Source organism: Alteromonas sp. HB246098 (genome assembly GCF_054890645.1).
Window position 1 is genome coordinate 1 of the sequence record NZ_JBTZUG010000012.1, and the last position, 17,101, is coordinate 17,101.

At 43.9% G+C, this 17,101-nt stretch carries 17 protein-coding genes; 3 read left to right on the forward strand and 14 right to left on the reverse strand.

The window, feature by feature from the left end:
* Nucleotides 1–43 precede the first annotated feature (43 nt).
* Entirely contained in the window at nt 44–1,309 is a 1,266-nt protein-coding gene (gene rho / locus ACYTPF_RS18525) for a transcription termination factor Rho (RefSeq protein WP_014948094.1), read from the reverse strand.
* A gap of 271 nt (nt 1,310–1,580) precedes the next feature.
* The gene (gene trxA / locus ACYTPF_RS18530) at nt 1,581–1,907 is read right to left on the reverse strand and encodes a thioredoxin TrxA (RefSeq protein WP_118490421.1); all 327 of its coding nucleotides are present in this window, start codon (nt 1,905–1,907) and stop codon (nt 1,581–1,583) included.
* A gap of 100 nt (nt 1,908–2,007) precedes the next feature.
* Here trxA and rhlB point away from each other — a divergent pair, with 100 nt between their 5' ends.
* Both rhlB and ACYTPF_RS18540 read left to right on the forward strand, forming a co-directional pair.
* On the forward strand, nt 2,008–3,297 hold the full coding sequence (gene rhlB / locus ACYTPF_RS18535; protein ID WP_461853236.1) for an ATP-dependent RNA helicase RhlB: 1,290 nt from the start codon (nt 2,008–2,010) through the stop codon (nt 3,295–3,297).
* A gap of 36 nt (nt 3,298–3,333) precedes the next feature.
* Nucleotides 3,334–4,845, forward strand: a complete 1,512-nt coding sequence (locus tag ACYTPF_RS18540) for a Ppx/GppA phosphatase family protein (protein ID WP_461853237.1) — start codon at nt 3,334–3,336, stop codon at nt 4,843–4,845.
* Nucleotides 4,846–4,936: 91 nt separating this feature from the next.
* On the opposite strand, the gene hemB is transcribed toward ACYTPF_RS18540, so the two are convergent.
* Genes hemB through tatA form a run of 7 tightly spaced genes read right to left on the reverse strand, consistent with a single transcriptional unit; the run spans nt 4,937 to nt 10,512 of the window.
* Nucleotides 4,937–5,947: a porphobilinogen synthase gene (hemB, locus tag ACYTPF_RS18545; RefSeq protein ID WP_461853238.1), complete on the reverse strand. Its 1,011-nt coding sequence runs from the start codon at nt 5,945–5,947 to the stop codon at nt 4,937–4,939.
* Nucleotides 5,944–7,842, reverse strand: a complete 1,899-nt coding sequence (locus ACYTPF_RS18550) for a sensor domain-containing diguanylate cyclase (protein WP_461853239.1) — start codon at nt 7,840–7,842, stop codon at nt 5,944–5,946. Before ACYTPF_RS18550 ends, hemB begins: the two co-directional genes overlap by 4 nt.
* 12 nt (nt 7,843–7,854) lie before the next feature.
* On the reverse strand, nt 7,855–8,631 hold the full coding sequence (locus ACYTPF_RS18555) for a TatD family hydrolase (RefSeq protein ID WP_461853240.1): 777 nt from the start codon (nt 8,629–8,631) through the stop codon (nt 7,855–7,857).
* A complete protein-coding gene (locus ACYTPF_RS18560) occupies nt 8,632–9,186 on the reverse strand; it encodes a hypothetical protein (protein ID WP_461853241.1) in 555 nt (184 codons plus the stop codon). It abuts the gene before it with no gap.
* A 25-nt stretch (nt 9,187–9,211) separates the two neighbouring features.
* Nucleotides 9,212–9,967, reverse strand: coding sequence for a twin-arginine translocase subunit TatC (gene tatC / locus ACYTPF_RS18565; RefSeq protein ID WP_179982206.1), 756 nt, complete (start codon nt 9,965–9,967; stop codon nt 9,212–9,214).
* The gene (gene tatB / locus ACYTPF_RS18570; protein ID WP_012517066.1) at nt 9,968–10,267 is read right to left on the reverse strand and encodes a Sec-independent protein translocase protein TatB; all 300 of its coding nucleotides are present in this window, start codon (nt 10,265–10,267) and stop codon (nt 9,968–9,970) included.
* Nucleotides 10,267–10,512 (reverse strand): Sec-independent protein translocase subunit TatA, encoded by a 246-nt coding sequence (gene tatA / locus ACYTPF_RS18575; RefSeq protein ID WP_232091269.1) that lies wholly within the window; start codon nt 10,510–10,512, stop codon nt 10,267–10,269. Before tatA ends, tatB begins: the two co-directional genes overlap by 1 nt.
* 177 nt (nt 10,513–10,689) lie before the next feature.
* On the opposite strand from tatA, the gene ACYTPF_RS18580 reads away from it, so the two are divergent.
* Nucleotides 10,690–11,751 carry a hypothetical protein gene (locus tag ACYTPF_RS18580; protein WP_461853242.1) on the forward strand — a complete coding sequence of 354 codons (1,062 nt, stop codon included), beginning with the start codon at nt 10,690–10,692 and terminating at the stop codon, nt 11,749–11,751.
* A gap of 70 nt (nt 11,752–11,821) precedes the next feature.
* Here the strand turns inward: ACYTPF_RS18580 and ilvN are convergent, their stop codons facing one another.
* The 5 genes from ilvN to ACYTPF_RS18605 form a co-directional block, all read right to left on the reverse strand.
* The gene (gene ilvN, locus ACYTPF_RS18585) at nt 11,822–12,319 is read right to left on the reverse strand and encodes an acetolactate synthase small subunit (RefSeq protein WP_118490430.1); all 498 of its coding nucleotides are present in this window, start codon (nt 12,317–12,319) and stop codon (nt 11,822–11,824) included.
* Nucleotides 12,319–14,037, reverse strand: a complete 1,719-nt coding sequence (locus ACYTPF_RS18590; protein WP_461853243.1) for an acetolactate synthase 3 large subunit — start codon at nt 14,035–14,037, stop codon at nt 12,319–12,321. Before ACYTPF_RS18590 ends, ilvN begins: the two co-directional genes overlap by 1 nt.
* A gap of 273 nt (nt 14,038–14,310) precedes the next feature.
* Nucleotides 14,311–14,703 (reverse strand): MaoP family protein, encoded by a 393-nt coding sequence (locus ACYTPF_RS18595; protein ID WP_179982202.1) that lies wholly within the window; start codon nt 14,701–14,703, stop codon nt 14,311–14,313.
* 218 nt (nt 14,704–14,921) lie between these two features.
* Entirely contained in the window at nt 14,922–15,383 is a 462-nt protein-coding gene (locus ACYTPF_RS18600; RefSeq protein WP_012517059.1) for a hotdog fold domain-containing protein, read from the reverse strand.
* A gap of 143 nt (nt 15,384–15,526) precedes the next feature.
* Nucleotides 15,527–17,098 carry a tetratricopeptide repeat-containing sulfotransferase family protein gene (locus tag ACYTPF_RS18605; RefSeq protein ID WP_461853244.1) on the reverse strand — a complete coding sequence of 524 codons (1,572 nt, stop codon included), beginning with the start codon at nt 17,096–17,098 and terminating at the stop codon, nt 15,527–15,529.
* Nucleotides 17,099–17,101 lie beyond the last annotated feature (3 nt).

Consider the following 17,101-nt stretch of genomic DNA (forward strand, 5'->3'; position numbering starts at 1 on the left):
ATGAGGCGCCTTATGTATATATCAACTTATTGCTAAGTCGCGATTAGCTCTTTTGTCTACGCATTGCGTCAAAGAACTCATCGTTAGTCTTGGTCATCGACAGCTTACTGATAAGGAAGTCCATGGCATCAATTTCAGACATTTCGTGAACAATTTTGCGAAGGATCCACATTTTCTGTAGTTCGTCTTGCGCAGTAAGTAGCTCTTCACGACGGGTACCTGAGCGGTTAAAGTCGATAGCTGGGAATACACGTTTTTCTGCAATCTTGCGGTTAAGGTGAAGTTCCATGTTACCTGTACCTTTAAACTCTTCGTAGATAACTTCATCCATCTTAGAGCCGGTATCAATTAGCGCTGTTGCGATAATGGTTAAGCTACCACCTTCTTCAACGTTACGTGCAGCACCGAAGAAGCGCTTAGGCTTGTGTAGTGCATTTGCGTCAACACCACCGGTAAGTACTTTACCTGATGAAGGAATAACCGTGTTATACGCTCGCGCCAATCGAGTGATTGAGTCAAGCAAGATAACCACGTCTTTTTTATGCTCTACAAGACGCTTCGCTTTTTCAATTACCATTTCTGCCACTTGTACGTGACGGCTTGCTGGTTCATCGAAGGTCGATGCAACAACTTCACCCTGAACAAGGCGGTGCATCTCGGTTACTTCTTCCGGTCGCTCGTCGATAAGTAACACCATTAACTCACAGTCTGGGTGATTAGCGGCGATTGACTGGGCGATATTCTGAAGCAGGAGTGTTTTACCGGCTTTAGGCGGTGCAACGATAAGGCCACGCTGACCTTTACCGATTGGCGATGCTAAATCGAGTACACGAGCCGTGATATCTTCCGTTGAACCGTTGCCGCGTTCCATACGCAAGCGGTCTGCTGCGTGAAGCGGTGTAAGGTTTTCGAAAAGGATTTTGTTACGTGAGTTTTCAGGCTTGTCGAAGTTAACTTCGCGAATTTTTAACAGAGCGAAATATCGTTCACTGTCTTTCGGTGGACGAATTTTTCCAGCAATCGTATCACCTGTACGCAAATTGAAGCGTCGGATTTGGCTTGGCGATACATAGATATCGTCTGGCCCTGCAAGATACGAAGAGTCAGCTGAGCGTAAGAAGCCGAAACCGTCCTGTAAAATTTCTAGTACCCCATCACCAAAGATATCTTCACCGCTTTTTGCGTGTGTCTTTAGGATTGAGAAAATGATGTCTTGTTTTCTGGCGCGCGCCATGTTTTCCAGGCCCATTTCCTCGGCCAGGTTAACCAACTCGCTTATTGGTTTGTTCTTTAATTCAGTTAAATTCATACTGGTGGGTCTTTGTGCTTGAACTTCGCTTACAGGACTTAAAGTCACTCTGTTCTAGTTTAGATTTGATATCACCCGGATGTGGGCGTAAGCAGAATGCTGCTCGGATGAGCGCTGAGGAAAAGTTAGCACTATATTTAATCAACGTCCAGCGTTTTACCACCGAAATGTTAAATAAATTGATACGCCCTTTTCTAAAACAATTTGTAAGTACCTGTGATGCAAATAAAAACCGGTGCTTTATTCGCACCGGTTTTTTATTTTGTTTCAATTACAGATTTTCGTTTAGGAATTCTGTTAATTGAGCTTTTGATAGCGCGCCAACTTTAGTGGCAGCAACGTTACCGTTTTTGAAAAGTAGCAATGTAGGAATACCACGAATACCATATTTAGGTGGAGTTTCGTTATTTTCATCGACATTCAACTTGCCAACTGTTAACTTGCCTTCAAACTCGGTCGCAACTTCTTCTAAGATTGGTGCGATCATTTTACACGGGCCACACCATTCGGCCCAGAAGTCAACCAGTACAGGACCTTCAGCATTGATAACATCTGCTTCGAATTTATCGTCAGATAACTGGATAATTTTGTCGCTCATTCTTTTCTCCATTATTGGTCTGTCGCTGATTTGTCTCAGCCCGACCATAAGTGTTATATAGAAACTGTTTTTTAATGCAAGCACTGATAAGCTATAAGCTATGCCTACTCACTTAACTGATACTCATTTTTCCGACCTGCCGATTAACGGCAAGGTTGTTGACGCCTTAGCGGCAGCTAATTTTTCACATTGTACACCAATTCAAGCACTTGCACTGCCTCCATTATTGGAAGGTCACGACATTGCAGGTCAGGCTCAAACAGGAACCGGTAAAACCATTGCCTTTTTGGTGGCTACATTTCACTATTTGCTAAGCAAAGCAGAAAATGCAGATAACAGCAAATCAAATGGCCCTCGCGCAATTATTATGGCGCCGACCAGAGAACTCGCCGTTCAAATTTATAACGACGCCAAACTGCTTAGTGAGCATACCGGATTGTCGCTTGGTTTGATTTATGGGGGCGAAGGTTACCAAAGTCAACGTGAAACTTTGGAAGAAGGGGTGGATATTATAATTGGTACGACGGGACGCATTCTTGATTACTATAAACAGAATGTGTTTACTCTGAATAATATTCAGGTTGCCGTACTTGACGAAGCCGACCGAATGTTCGATTTAGGCTTTATTAAAGATATCCGCTTTTTATTCCGCCGTATGCCACCAGCAAGCGACCGCCTAAGCATGCTGTTTTCAGCTACGCTAAGCTATCGCGTACAAGAACTTGCCTATGAGCATATGAATAACCCGACTCATGTTCAGGTTGCCCCGGAACAAACTACGGCGACTCGCGTTTCACAAGAGCTATTTTACCCGTCTGACGATGACAAGATGTTGCTTCTTCTTACGTTACTTGAAGAAGAGTGGCCAGAAAAAGCGATTGTTTTTGCCAACACTAAAAATAGCTGTGAAAAAGTCACCGACTGGCTTACCGCTGATGGACATCGCGTAGGCTTACTAAGCGGTGATGTGCCGCAGAAAAAGCGCCTAGGGATATTAGAGGGCTTTACCAAGGGTAGCCTTGATATCTTGGTAGCAACTGACGTTGCAGCGCGAGGCCTTCATATTGACGCGGTTACTCACGTATTTAACTATGACCTCCCTGACGATGCGGAAGACTATGTGCACCGAATAGGCCGTACTGGTCGCGCAGGTCAAAGCGGCGTCGCAATTAGTTTTGCATGTGAGAAATACGCACTAAACTTACCTGCTATCGAGCAATACATTCAAAAAGCAATTCCGGTTACCGATTACGACCGCAGTGCCCTGCTTGATGATGTAACGCCGCCCAAGCCACGTAGAAGACGCACGCCCAATAACCGCAACTCTTCACGCCGTGGTAACGGTAGAGGCCGTGGCAAGCCTCAAAACAGAAACAGCAGAGCGCAATAATAAGGCGTAAGGGTAGTTAATAAGAAACGAGATTTTATGCAGGCAGAACTTCAGCACGATGCACAAACCTACGGCGAGTATTATGCTGCCGTAGACTTAGGCTCTAACAGCTTTCATATGGTGATTGTTCACGTTGTTAACGGCAGTGTGCAAATAATAGGGAAAATTAAACAGAAAGTACGTTTAGCCGCTGGCTTAGACGATGACTTATCACTTGATGACGTGAGCATGGAGCGCGGCTGGCAATGTCTGCAAGTTTTCTCGGAACGTCTGCAAGATATCCCTTCATCTAATATCAAAATAGTCGCTACTGCTACCCTACGTCTTGCGACCAACGCCCATGTTTTCATCCGCAAAGCTGAAGAAATACTTAATCACAAGCTTAACGTGATAAGCGGCGAGGAAGAAGCGCGACAAATTTACCTAGGTGTAGCCTATACATCTGCAAACCAAGGTAACAGCCTAGTCATTGATATTGGTGGTGCCAGCACCGAAATTATTATCGGTAACGACATGCAGCCTATCCACTTGAAGAGTTTGGATATGGGCTGTGTGACTTTTATGGAGCGTTATTTCACGGGCGGTACCATAACCGAAGAGAACTTTATTAATGCCAAAAAAGCGGCCCATGCATTGATTGATGATGTATCAAGCGCTTTTTTGTGTTTCGACTGGGAAAATTGCTTAGGTGCGTCGGGGACGCCGCAAGCGATTACCGAAATTTTGGTAGCGCAGGGTATCAGCGATGCCATTCGTTTAGATTATCTGTATCACTTGGAAAAGCAGTGCATCGAATGCGGCAGTATTAAAAGCCTTGATATCGACGGATTAGAAGATAATAGAAAAGCTATTTTCCCTTCTGGGTTGGCGATTCTTATCAGCTTGTTTGAAGCGCTGAATATCAAACATATGAATATATCTGGCGGGGCATTGCGCGAAGGACTTATCTACGGGATGTTAGATAACGTTACTGAAAACGATAGACGCCAACAAACGCTCAACCAAGCAAAGCAGCGTTATCACGTTGATAAAAACCACGCTAATTCTGTTCGCCACGTAGCGCTAGCTTTATGCCACCAGCTTTGTGCTCAACAAAATATTTGCCATCTAGATACGGAAACTATTTTAGGGGCCGCTGCACAGTTGCATGAAATTGGTCTTCATATTGAATATAAACGCCATCATGAACATGGTGAATATATTTTGAGTCATATCGATTTACCGGGGTTTACTCGCTTGCAGCGATCAGCAATTCGCGACCTTGTTGCGCAGCATCGTTTAACGATTAATGCCGAAATTTTTGATAAGTACCACGAAGACTATCGCCCTATGCTAAAAGGCATGCTTCGAGTATTGCGCATAGCGGTAGTCTTATGCCTGCGCCGCCAAAACAAACATATTCCAGAAGTTTCGCTACAATGTGATGACAGTAAGTGGACACTTACTTTCCCTGAAGGCTGGTTAAAGTCTCATCCTTTAATTAACGCTGAGTTAGCTAACGAATGTTGGCTACAGCACAAAGCCGGGTGCGAGCTTGTATGTAAGTAAATACTTACATCTTTATTCTATAATTAAAAAAGCCGTGCTAAGCACGGCTTTTCTTTGGCACACGCAATTCAATGCCACTTAATTTTAACGTCTATTTACCATTTTGCTTTGCTAGCAGCTCTGCTGCTTTAGGTGCAAAATAGGTTAAAATACCATCTGCTCCAGCGCGTTTAAATGCAAGTAAAGACTCTAAAATCACTGCTTCTTCGTTTAGCCAACCGTTAGCAAAGGCAGCTTGATGCATGGCGTATTCGCCACTTACTTGGTAGGCAAACGTCGGCACTTTAAATTCGTCTTTGCAGCGTCGTACAACATCTAAATAAGGCATGCCGGGCTTCACCATTACCATGTCTGCGCCCTCTTCTATATCAAGAGCAATTTCATGAAGCGCCTCATCGGTATTTGCAGGGTCCATCTGATAGGTTTTCTTATTGCCGCCCTTGATGTTTGCGGCAGAGCCGACAGCATCACGGAATGGGCCATAGTAAGCCGATGCGTATTTAGCCGAGTAAGCCATAATACATGTGTTGATATGGCCTGCCTTTTCAAGTGCCTTACGAATGCTGCCAATGCGGCCATCCATCATGTCAGAAGGTGCCACAATGTCAGCACCAGCATCGGCATGTGACAAAGCTTGTTTGATGAGAACCTCAACGGTTTCGTCGTTCATCACATAACCCGTTTCATCTAGAAGGCCATCTTGTCCATGAGACGTGAAAGGGTCTAATGCAATATCAGACATCAGCATGACTTCAGGGAACGCCTTTTTAAGCGCCCTCATAGCTTGTTGAGCAAGGCCATCAGGATTAAATGCCTCACTGGCACATTCGGTTTTAAGGGACATAGGTGTTACAGGGAAAAGTGCAATAGTTCTAATACCCAATGCTACCCAATTTGCGGCTTCTTGAACCAGCAAATCAATAGAAAGTCTTTCAACACCAGGCATAGAGGGTACGGCTTCCCTTGCGTTATCACCAGGCAACACAAAAACGGGGTAAATTAAATCATCCGTAGTTAGCCTGTGCTCTGCCACAAGCCCTCTTAACGCATCTTTGGCACGTAGTCTACGCATACGACGGAGAGGGAAAGGTGAAGACGTCATAGTTTTTCCTGTAAATGTTTGTGTATTACTGTGTTTCGCCCTGAAGCTTTCGCTTCGTACAGGCAGTCATCAGCATATTTAAATAAACTTTGCGCGTGCTCTTCATCCGCGATAATAGTTGTAGAAACACCTGCGCTGGCGGTTAGCTTAATCATTTGTCCCTCGTATTCAAGTGGACTGTTTTCTAAGCTATGTCGAATATTCTCAGCAACGTGGTATGCGCCGCTCAAATCGGTATTAGGCAATATAATGGCGAACTCTTCACCACCTATGCGACACAAATCATCTGTTGGGCGATGGATGAGTTTTTGAAAGACATTTGTGACGTGAATTAAACACGCATCTCCGCCGTCGTGTCCGTATTCGTCGTTAATTTTTTTAAAGTGATCCACGTCAACAATGATCAGTGATAAAGGCGTTTGCTCGCGACGGCTGCGCCTTCCCTCCGACCGCAATCGCTTATCAAAGTGGCGGCGGTTATGGGCCCCTGTAAGCGGGTCTATTGCGTTAAGTCTTTCTAGCTCTTGATTCACATCGGAAAGCTCACGCAGTGTTATTTCTAACTCGAGTGTTCGCTCCTGAACTTTATATTCAAGATCGTCTTGGTAGCGCTTTTGCACCTCCAACAGATTTTCCTTAGCGATATTCGCCTGTTTTTCTTGTTCAAGGGCAAACTGCTGTGCATCAATTAAGTCGTCACGACTATGGCTGTAATTAATCGCCAGAATAAGCGCCAATATTAAGGTTTCAACGGTTCCACCTATAACTAATAAGTCATTAGACGAAATAGGTAGCTGAATAATATTCACATTATCTAAACTTGCACACAGCCCGCTAATTAATAGAAAGCCCCAAGCAATTGTAAAATAGCGCGCTACGGCTTCTCGCTTAAGCGACAGCCACACCCCCAGAGCTAGGATAAAAATGACAACAAGGCTTAATACTAAAAGAAACGCTTTTATCATTAGCCAATAAGGCAGAACAAGACCCGCAACAATGCTCAAGCCGCAAACCCAACCAATAGCTTTGGTCACGCTATCGAGTTTGTTACTGTAATTTTTAATGGGCAGAAGACTACGAGTAAATAGCGCCGCAAACATTATAGTAGCGTTTGCAAATACGATAATTGCTTTGCTCTGAAACCAAATATTTGTGGGCCAAATATAAGAAAAGCCATAACCATGAAGCGTCATTAAAATAAACGCTAGATTGATTACATAAGCCGAATAAAACAGAAACGACACGTTTTTAGTCGTGACAGTTAAAAACGCGTTACTCACGCCCATTGCTAGCAAAACGCCAAAAAAGATGCCTAATACCAAGTTTCTTGTTGATGTGTATTCTATAAACTCTGTCTCTTCCCAAATACGAATGGGAAGGCGAACGCTGCCCGATGTTTGCAGTTTAATAATGATGCGCTGAGACTGCGCACTGTCAGGTAAGGGGAACAAGGGTTTGACGTGCGCAATGGGTCTATCATCAAAGCTTTGTCCATCGCCGCTAGAGTAAGTCACAATGGGTCTAGTGCCTACTTGGCTATATACCGCTACATCCAGATGATCTAAAAGCGGATAGTCAATATGTAAGAGAAACCGGCTTTGGCTGCTTTTCGCTGGCTCAACTACCATTGAAAACCAGTGCACATCGGTGTTCATCCCTAAATTCACTGCAGACGAGACTTGCGTCCATTCGCTTGTTGGTGTTTGAACAACACTATTGAAATCAAGCGTCGTCCCTTGAGTTTCTTTTAGATAGGTTAACTGTGAAAACCGAGGGGACAGGCTTGAGGCTGGTGAAAGGTTAAGCAGAACTATGGCAAATGCTACCACGGCAAGGGCAGTGATAAGAATGAGACCCGCATCATACTTGCGCATCGCTTTTAGATTTGTCTGCATATAAACCTATGTTTAGCTGAGAGAAAACAACTCACAGCTATTAGCATAACTGCTAATACGCAATTTATCAGTGTCAAGTTGCAGATATTCGCCTAATTGCTGAGCGATATGGGGTAAAAAAGCGGGTTCATTATTGCGTTTACGCGGGCGAAGTGTTTTGGGAAATAAATATGGGGCATCAGTTTCAAGGATAAGCTTGTTCAGCGGTATATGCTTTACAGCATCACGTAAGTCAGCACCGCGCTTATCATCACATACCCACCCTGTGATACCGATATAAAGACCTAATGACACATACGCTTTTACCTGTTCAGCCGTGCCAGTAAAGCAGTGGGCAATTCCTCCTTTCAAACTTGGCATATACTGGGTCAACAAGCTAATCTGCTCGTCAAAGGCGTCTCTTTCATGTAAGTACACGGGTAAGTTTAATGACGTAGCTAATTTTAACTGCGCTTCAAAAACCGTTAACTGAACATCTTGAGGAGAAAAATTACGGTTAAAGTCTAACCCGCACTCACCTATAGCCACACACCCTTTATGTTGAGCAAGCTCACGTAAACGGTCATAGTCGCTTTCAGTGACATCTTTCGCGTTATGAGGGTGTACACCAATGGTAAAACAGCACTGGTCAGGGTACTTTTCACAAAGCGCTACTGCGGCATCCCACTCATTGGGATGAGTGGTAATGACACACAGTTTATCAACACCGGCGTCTTGCGCACGTTGTATGACTTCTTCGGCGTCAAAACGCTTATCAAGCAGATTGACGCCTGCGTCGAACCAAGACATTTACTTAACGCGTTTTACTTTCATGCGTTTGTTAACACCTTCTACGCTTAAAAAGAATGACCCTAGCAGGCCTCTTTCAATTGATACTTGCTGACCTTCTTCTATCTTCAAGTAAGCACTATCGCTTTGCTGCCACACTGAGCCATCGCTGAACGTAATAATCTTTTTGCCTCGAAGAGAGTCTTTAAACGATGCGATAGTGAGTGAAATTTCTGAGGCTTCAGCAGTTAAATCCCGTCTATGCTCTAGACCAAAATCATTCTCAGGCTTTTGTACGGTAGTAGGTTCGCTAACAACAGGACGTTTATTCGGCTCAGCTTGCAATCTTGGTTTAGCAACTGTCTGCGATTTATACGCTTGCAGTTGGCTGACAGTTGCATCTGTGCCATCATATTGATTCAGCGATTTAGCAATGTTGTCGTAACAAATTAGACGCTTTAAGCTATTGTCTGTGTTGCGGCATTTTTCCATAGCATCAGCTACAGTTTCAGCGTGAACGTTAAGCGCCCCAAAAGCACACAATAATGTGGCAATAGATATCAGTCGAGTTTTCATTCTTATTCCTTGCTCTTTATAACTTTTATGTATTGTCAGTAACTTCTTCTGACTCTTCTTCTTTTGGCTTTTTACCCGCATAAAAGCCACCTACAATAACGCCGACTTCAAATAGCAACCACATTGGTATCGCTAACAGAGTCTGAGAGATAATATCTGGTGGCGTCAGTAGCATGCCAACTACAAAAGCACCTACAACCACATACGGACGTTTAGCTCTTAGCGACTTGGCATCAGTGACGCCAGTCCAACACATCAGAATAATGGCTATGGGTATCTCGAATGAGACCCCAAATGCGAAGAACAGTTTCAATACGAAATTTAAGTAGCTAGATATATCGGTACTTACCGTTACTCCTTCGGGCGCCACGCTGGTAAAAAATGCGAACGCAATAGGAAATACGACAAAGTAGGCAAAGGCCATACCGGCATAAAATAGTAAGGTACTTGATAAAAGCAGAGGCGCAACAAGGCGTTTTTCATTTCGGTATAAGCCCGGCGCAACAAAGCCCCACACTTGATAAAGCACATAGGGGATAGCTATGAAAAACGACAGCACCAAAGTAAGTTTAAAAGGCGCGAAAAAGGGCGATGCCACATCGGTTGCAATCATACTTGAGTTTTCAGGTAGCGTTGCAAGTAATGGCATTGCTAACAACTGGTAAAGGTCTTGAGCGAAAGCGGCAAGACACACAAATACAATTAGCACGCTCAAAAGCGCTTTGAGTATACGGCTGCGTAATTCAATTAAATGAGAAATGAGATTGTTAGCGTCAGACATTTATTGCTTTTTATATGGTTCTTGAACCGACTCGGCGGCTTTTTTTAGCTCATCGACACTTTGTTCAAGTTCAGGTGAAAGATCTTTAAGGCCTTGCTGCTCTGCTTTTTTCAAGTTTTCATGCAATTCATGCACACGCAGCTGATGCTCAACTTCTTGCTTAAAGCCCGTTGCTACATTACGTACGCTGCGAATTGTATTTATAGTAGAGCGCATGGCACCTGGCAGTCGTTCGGGCCCTAGAATAAGGAGTGCCAAAACGCCTACTACCAATAGCTCCCAAAAGCCGATATCAAACATCAGGATTTTTCTTTAACGTCGCTCTGTGTTTTTGTCGAAACAGGCTCAGCCGCTGACTTTTCTTCAACTTGCTTCTTTTGCTCAAAGTCGGCGTCTTTGTCTTCTTCGCTCACTGCTTTTTTGAAGCCTTTAATTGCGCCGCCTAAATCAGTGCCGATACCTTTAAGTCGTTTTGTACCAAACAATAGCACTACGATAACCAGTACGATCAGCAACTGCCAAATACTAATACCACCCATAAAAATAATCTCCATTACATCGTTGTACACAGTATGCCATTGCCCGCCAATGCTTTCACCTGAATATTTACTCGAATGAATAAAGATTGACGTTTTAACAGCGACAATACATTCTCTGTATATCTTAAAAGCGAATAGTAAATACATTCAACTATTCTAATTTTTACAAGGAGTTAGTGAGCAATGCTGTGTCTTACCGTTGTCTATTGCCAATTATTGCTCTCTGCCCCCTCTACGTCGAATAATTCCCCGCACACGTTGAATTACCCCGTAAACACGACCAGTAGAAGTGCTGCTTACCAAGACGTCATTAAACCTTCGCATGTCCTCACTACAAATTCTGTCACGTCGAAGGATGACATAACGTCTGCCTCACAGGCGCAAGACAATGAGCAGTGGTTTGATATTTGGCAGCGCAGTTTTACTGACACTATGGACTTTACGGTAAAGCAGCTCGATGGTTTGTTTGTAAGCGATAGCCTTCCAATCACTTCAGGGCGTAAAGAAGCAAGAGCGGAAGGCCGTATTCAACTCTCATGGGAGCCAAGAAGCAGTATGCTTACAGATACTGACTTACGCTTTCGTATTCGCGTTCGTTTGCCTGCTTTAAAAGAGCGCGTTGATTTACTATTAAGTGACAATGAAGACGAAACGCAGAATAATACAATACGGGCAGCAAGAGATACCGGAAATAACGACCGCGATAGGACGACTATTGCACTAAGGTTTCGTCCAGAGCAGGATTCACATTATTCGTATAGAGTCGGCGCAGGACGTCGCGACCAACTCTATGCCATGACGCGATACAAAGACGCCTTCGCCTTTTCCCAACAGTGGGCCATGCTATATGACGCAGAGCTTTATTATTATACCCGTGACCGATTAGGTGCTGAACTTGGCTGGGCATTTCAATACGAGATGAGCAAAAAACACCTCATTCGCCAAAATAACCGTTTTTATTTTCGAGACGATACGAATGACTGGTTGTGGCGCCACGAAGTACATCATTTGTTTTCAGTGGATCAACACAACGCTGTTATACCCCATTTAATGGTGGAGGGGTTGAGCCAACCTAACTATCGCGTAGAAGAAATTTACGGCGGGTTTAGATGGCGTAACAACATGCTGCGCGATTGGCTTTTCTTTGAAGTAGAGCCTTTTGTATTATGGCTGCGTGATGAGGACTTCAAAACCTCGTATGGCTTAGCTTTGCGCGTTGAAGCCTATTATGGGCGCGATACTTAACTTAAGTGAGCACCCATAAAAAAAAGCTGTCGTAAGACAGCTTTTTTAAAAACGATACAATGAGTGATGTTTAAGGACGAAGCGCCCTATCACCTCTAGCTAGGCCACAAACACCAGTGCGTGATGACTCGATAATTTCAGCGCATTGCCCCATAGTTGCTGCAAACGCATCTAACTTATCTGTAGTACCAGTAATTTCAATGGTGTAGTTGTTTACGTTCACATCTACAATACGCGCACGGAAAATATCAGAATTACGCTTCACTTCAGCGCGTACCGACTCTGTGCGGGTAGCGACTTTAATCAGCATAAGCTCACGCTCAATATGCGTACCTTCAGTAAGATCCACGACCTTTAGCACATCAATAAGCTTGTTTACCTGCTTAGTGATCTGCTCGATAACCTTGTCGTCGCCATGAGTGATGATGGTCAAACGTGAAAGGCTCGCGTCGTCAGTCGGTGCCACACATAGTGAGTCAACATTATAACCACGTTGTGAGAATACACCAACGATACGAGATAGTGCGCCAGGGGCGTTTTCCATTAATACAGAGATAATACGTTTCATCAGGTTCGCTCCGTCTTGCTTAAGCGCATGTCATCCATTGCGCCAAACTTAATTTGCATTGGATATACGTGTTCGTTTTGGTCTACTGCTATGTCCATAAACACTAAGCGATCTGTGTAGCTGAAACATTTCTCCATTGCTGCATCTAGCTCTTCGAGCTTGTCTACTTTAATCCCTACGTGCCCGTAAGCTTCTGCTAACTTCACAAAGTCAGGCATTGAATCCATATACGAGTGTGAGTGACGCCCTTTATAGATCATATCCTGCCATTGACGAACCATACCAAGAGCACGGTTATTCAGTGAGATAATCTTGATAGGCAAGTTGTACTGCAAACAAGTAGACAGCTCTTGAATATTCATTTGAATACTGCCATCACCTGTTACTACCACAGAGGTTGAGCCTGGGTGCGCAAACTGCACGCCCATCGCCGCAGGTAAACCAAAGCCCATAGTGCCAAGACCACCTGAGTTAATCCATTGACGCGGTTTATCATAAGGGTAATAAAGCGCAGCAAACATTTGGTGCTGACCTACATCAGAGCTGACATAGGCTTTGCCATCGGTATGCTTATACAAGGCTTCAATAACGCGCTGTGGCTTAATAGTTTCTTCGCCTTGTGCGTAGTTCAAGCACTCACGAGAACGCCATGTTTCTATCTGCTGCCACCAATCGGCGAGCTTTTCACTTTGACCTGATAAATCTTTCTTATTTACCTGGCTTAAAATTTGATCAAGTACTTTATCTACCGAACCTACTACAGGAATATGCGCATTTACGGTCTTAGAAATTGATGCAGGGTCAATATCAACGTGGATAATGTCTGCATGAGGGCAGAATTTATCAACGTTGTTGGTAACACGGTCATCAAAACGTGCACCTAGCGCAATGATACAGTCGGCATTGTGCATGGTTTTGTTCGCTTCAAGCGTACCATGCATACCAAGCATACCAATGAATTGCTTGTGTGTTCCCGGCATAGCGCCAAGACCCATCAGCGTACAAGTTACCGGGGCATTTAGCTTTTCAGCTAACTCAATAACTTTTTCTGACGCGTCGCAAGCTACTGCACCACCACCTACATATAATACTGGACGTTCTGCTTTAAGTAGCGACTCAACCGCTTTCTTAACCTGCTTAGGGTGGCCCTTTTCGGTAGGGTTATAAGAACGCATGGTAACGTCAGTTGGATACACATAAGGGTGCTCTTCCGCTACGTTAACAATATCTTTTGGCAAATCTACAACCACCGGACCAGGACGGCCAGTGTTAGCAATATAATAGGCTTTAGCAATCGCTTCTGGAATATCAACCGCGCGCTTAACCAAGAAGCTGTGCTTAACGATAGGACGCGAGCACCCTACCATGTCAGTTTCTTGGAATGCGTCTTCACCAATGTGCTTCGACGGCACCTGTCCCGATAAGACTACCATCGGGATAGAGTCCATGTACGCAGTAGCAATACCTGTAATAGTATTCGTTGCGCCTGGACCTGATGTGACGAGCACTGTGCCGGTTTTGCCAGTTGAACGTGCATAACCATCCGCCATGTGGGCGGCTGCCTGTTCATGACGTACGAGGACGTGTTTGACATCATCTTGCGCAAATAACGCATCATAAATGTCTAGTACGGCACCACCTGGGTAACCGAACACGTGTGTCACTCCTACATCTTTTAGCGCTTCAACCACCATGGCTGCGCCCGACATCATTTTCACAGTGCTTTCTCCTGTAATGGGTTGGGGGGTTTGTCAGCGTACGTTGACTATGCCCCGACTATATCTAAGGTAATAGGAAGATAAAACACCAAATTGCGTAAAAGTGAGATATATATCCCAATATTCGTAATAATTAGGATAAATATTTCGACATTAGTATTAAATTGACGAAAAATAGGATAATTATTTACACAATATTAACAGCGTGAACAATAAAAATGACGTGCGAAAAGAAAGCGCCTTTATCTACCGCTTGTAAATGAAGGCAAAGCCTTAATCATCGAGGCTAATATCAATGTCACTGTTATCGCTTATATCTTCATCATCGTCAACCTCTTCTGAAGATGGGCGCTTAGAGCCATAAATGCTAGCGGTCTTTGGTCTATTGATTCGTGCTTGGTATTTTAACCACGCTTTTTCTTGAGGCGTTGCGGGCTCGCGATGGCCGAGAGCCGACTCTAAATAGGCTTGTTCTTCGTCGTTTTCCGGCGTTATCTTTCCGTCTACCAGTGCAGCAAACAAGCTTCCGTGACTTTGCAAAAGTTTGCTCTCGTTAATTGAAAAATCTCCTGAACGCGCAAAGCCGTAGGGGTAATTTTTCTTATCTGCGAAGGGTTTTCTGGTGATTTTTTCTTTTGTGATTACAGACATCTTAACCTCTTTCATTGCGGCCCCCTCGTGTTACATAAATAGAGGGCTGCCAGCTAATAGTTGAATGAAATAGACTTCCGATATAGCGCCTTAATCGCTTACCACGTTATTCTTAGATGTGTTTTTGAATACTGTCAATTAGAAATAAGCGTGTCGTAAAAACTTAATATTGTGTTTTAAAGCTGACATAAAAAAAAGGCCGCAAAAGCGACCTTCAAACAACACGACATAGTTTAGCGTTTTTCGCTTACCCAAACCGTAATAGTACCATCTACAACCACTGTGCCTTCAGCGTTGTACGCCTTAACTGAAATAGGTAAATCGCCAGGCTTCCACGCATCTGCTGGCACTTCGGCGACACAGCGAATGTCTGAGTCTGCTTTTGCTGGGTATTTCACTTCCATACCTTTTGGGATCCACCTAAGGTTTTTAGGAATTGATGCTTCACACATAAAGCCCATGGCCATTTCTAAACCATTACAAATCGCAATGACGTGAACCGTGCCAATGTGGTTTTCTACCCCTTTGCGCTTTTTAATAAGCACTTCACAGTAGTTAGGTTTAATGTCTGTAATAAGTGGTGAAACTGTTGAGAAATAAGGTGCTCTGCGCGCCGAATACCAGCTAAACAGCTTTTTGCCAAAGGGCAGTTTAAGGAATTTATTATAAGTATTGAGTACGTAGTTCTTTGACATAGTATTTAACGCCGCTTTTCTAGAAAGTACTAATTCAGAAGCACGATGATAACGCACCGACTTCACGCTCACCTGGTTAGACCAGTAGGTATAACGTTAACATAATCGTTACTTTTATACGTTGCAAATGAATCTGTATTTTTCTAATCATTAATACCTAAAGACTTCTGTAATGCTTCGGTGTATAAGGCATAGCGCTTCCAGCGTCCAATTGAACGAGTATTTATTGGCTCTCTTACCTGCACTTTGCTGGCTGTTGATACCGGAAGCTTGTTATTTTCAACACGCAAACATTGTTCTTCCCAAGGTAGATTGCAATACGCCAATAGCTCTTTAACTTCAGTTTCTGGGTGCTGAGCAAGTTGCTCATATGACTGCAGGCGAATAGCATCTGGGTAAGTTTCAGCAAATTTTCTCACCCATTTTTCGAAACTTTGATACAGCTTTCCTATGACATCAAGGTCGTAAGCATAGGCGTAATAAGGGCTATGGATAGAAAACAATTGTCTAAAATTACCCACGCAAGTATCCATAGGATCTCGCAATAAGCACACTATTTTCGCGTTAGGTAGAGCCTGCCGTATTAGGTCGATATAAAAGAAGTTAAACGGCAGTTTGTCGACTAGGTGTTTTGAATTTTGTCGCAAGAAAGCCGTACGCTGAAGATAGCGCTCTCCAACTTTAGCAAGATCGCATTCATATGCCCTTTCGATAGTATGCTTATCGAGCACTAGTTGACTGCTAGTTTGAGTTACCTCTTTAACAGCAACGCCAAAATCTTGTAGCTCTCCTCCAGAGGCAACTAACGAATGATGACTTAATATCCGCTCAACTAACGTTGTGCCGCTGCGCGGCATGCCTACAACAAAAATTGGAGCGTCGCTTTGTGAACCACTGCTAGAAAAGGAAACGGAGTTTACCTGTGCCTGCAGATTACTATGAAGAGTACTGAATATTGCCTGATAATCTTTCAGTGTACTTTCGCTACGAGCCTTTTGGGGTGCTTTCGCGTGGTTTAGCGCGTCGAAAGCACGCCTGTAATCACCTGTAGCTTCATACTCCTTGGCAAGCGCATGCCCTATATGAAGACGCGCATCAAAATTTTTCTCTACCCTTTCAACTAGGGGTTCAAGTCGTGCTAGATGATTATTTTCAGCTGAAACACCGCCAAGATCAGACAGCGCAAAATGAGCCTGAAAAAAATGAGGTTCGCTATCTATGGCTTTTTCAAAGTGTTTTCTTGCTAGTTCAAATTTCCCCGCAAACTTGCAGCTGACAGCATAGTTGTAGTGGTATTGCGGATTCGCTGGCGCTAGCGTAAGTGCTTTTTCAAAATAAGCGATAGCCTTTTCATGTAGGCCGACTCGAGATAACGATACGCCAACCGTATCTAAGTCGAGGGCACGAGTTAGGCTATCTACTGGCGCACACGATACAAACTCAAGCGCTTGCTGCATATCGCCTTTTAGTGCAAAACATTTCGCTAGATAGGCAAAAGTAATTGGACGTTTTTCTATCTCGTTAGACTTAGTCAACAAGGCAATTGCCTTTTCTATTTGGCCAATTTCAATATGAATAATGCCAAGTAAAAAATAGGCATGGGCATGCGGCCCGTATTGTTGAATCACTTCAACGCAACAGCGGTGTGCTTGCTTAAAATCGCGTTGTGTTAAGAACCTAACGGCATTGTCTAAGCGAGTTTGGCTTGTATTCATTTT

What these genes read in the sequence shown, in the direction of transcription:
- rho (WP_014948094.1), bottom strand. Translation starts at nt 1,309, where the DNA reads ATGAATTTAACTGAATTAAAGAACAAACCAATAAGCGAGTTGGTTAAC.
- trxA (WP_118490421.1), bottom strand. Translation starts at nt 1,907, where the DNA reads ATGAGCGACAAAATTATCCAGTTATCTGACGATAAATTCGAAGCAGAT.
- rhlB (WP_461853236.1), top strand. Translation starts at nt 2,008, where the DNA reads ATGCCTACTCACTTAACTGATACTCATTTTTCCGACCTGCCGATTAAC.
- ACYTPF_RS18540 (WP_461853237.1), top strand. Translation starts at nt 3,334, where the DNA reads ATGCAGGCAGAACTTCAGCACGATGCACAAACCTACGGCGAGTATTAT.
- hemB (WP_461853238.1), bottom strand. Translation starts at nt 5,947, where the DNA reads ATGACGTCTTCACCTTTCCCTCTCCGTCGTATGCGTAGACTACGTGCC.
- ACYTPF_RS18550 (WP_461853239.1), bottom strand. Translation starts at nt 7,842, where the DNA reads ATGCAGACAAATCTAAAAGCGATGCGCAAGTATGATGCGGGTCTCATT.
- ACYTPF_RS18555 (WP_461853240.1), bottom strand. Translation starts at nt 8,631, where the DNA reads ATGTCTTGGTTCGACGCAGGCGTCAATCTGCTTGATAAGCGTTTTGAC.
- ACYTPF_RS18560 (WP_461853241.1), bottom strand. Translation starts at nt 9,186, where the DNA reads ATGAAAACTCGACTGATATCTATTGCCACATTATTGTGTGCTTTTGGG.
- tatC (WP_179982206.1), bottom strand. Translation starts at nt 9,967, where the DNA reads ATGTCTGACGCTAACAATCTCATTTCTCATTTAATTGAATTACGCAGC.
- tatB (WP_012517066.1), bottom strand. Translation starts at nt 10,267, where the DNA reads ATGTTTGATATCGGCTTTTGGGAGCTATTGGTAGTAGGCGTTTTGGCA.
- ACYTPF_RS18580 (WP_461853242.1), top strand. Translation starts at nt 10,690, where the DNA reads ATGCTGTGTCTTACCGTTGTCTATTGCCAATTATTGCTCTCTGCCCCC.
- ilvN (WP_118490430.1), bottom strand. Translation starts at nt 12,319, where the DNA reads ATGAAACGTATTATCTCTGTATTAATGGAAAACGCCCCTGGCGCACTA.
- ACYTPF_RS18595 (WP_179982202.1), bottom strand. Translation starts at nt 14,703, where the DNA reads ATGAAAGAGGTTAAGATGTCTGTAATCACAAAAGAAAAAATCACCAGA.
- ACYTPF_RS18600 (WP_012517059.1), bottom strand. Translation starts at nt 15,383, where the DNA reads ATGTCAAAGAACTACGTACTCAATACTTATAATAAATTCCTTAAACTG.
- ACYTPF_RS18605 (WP_461853244.1), bottom strand. Translation starts at nt 17,098, where the DNA reads ATGAATACAAGCCAAACTCGCTTAGACAATGCCGTTAGGTTCTTAACA.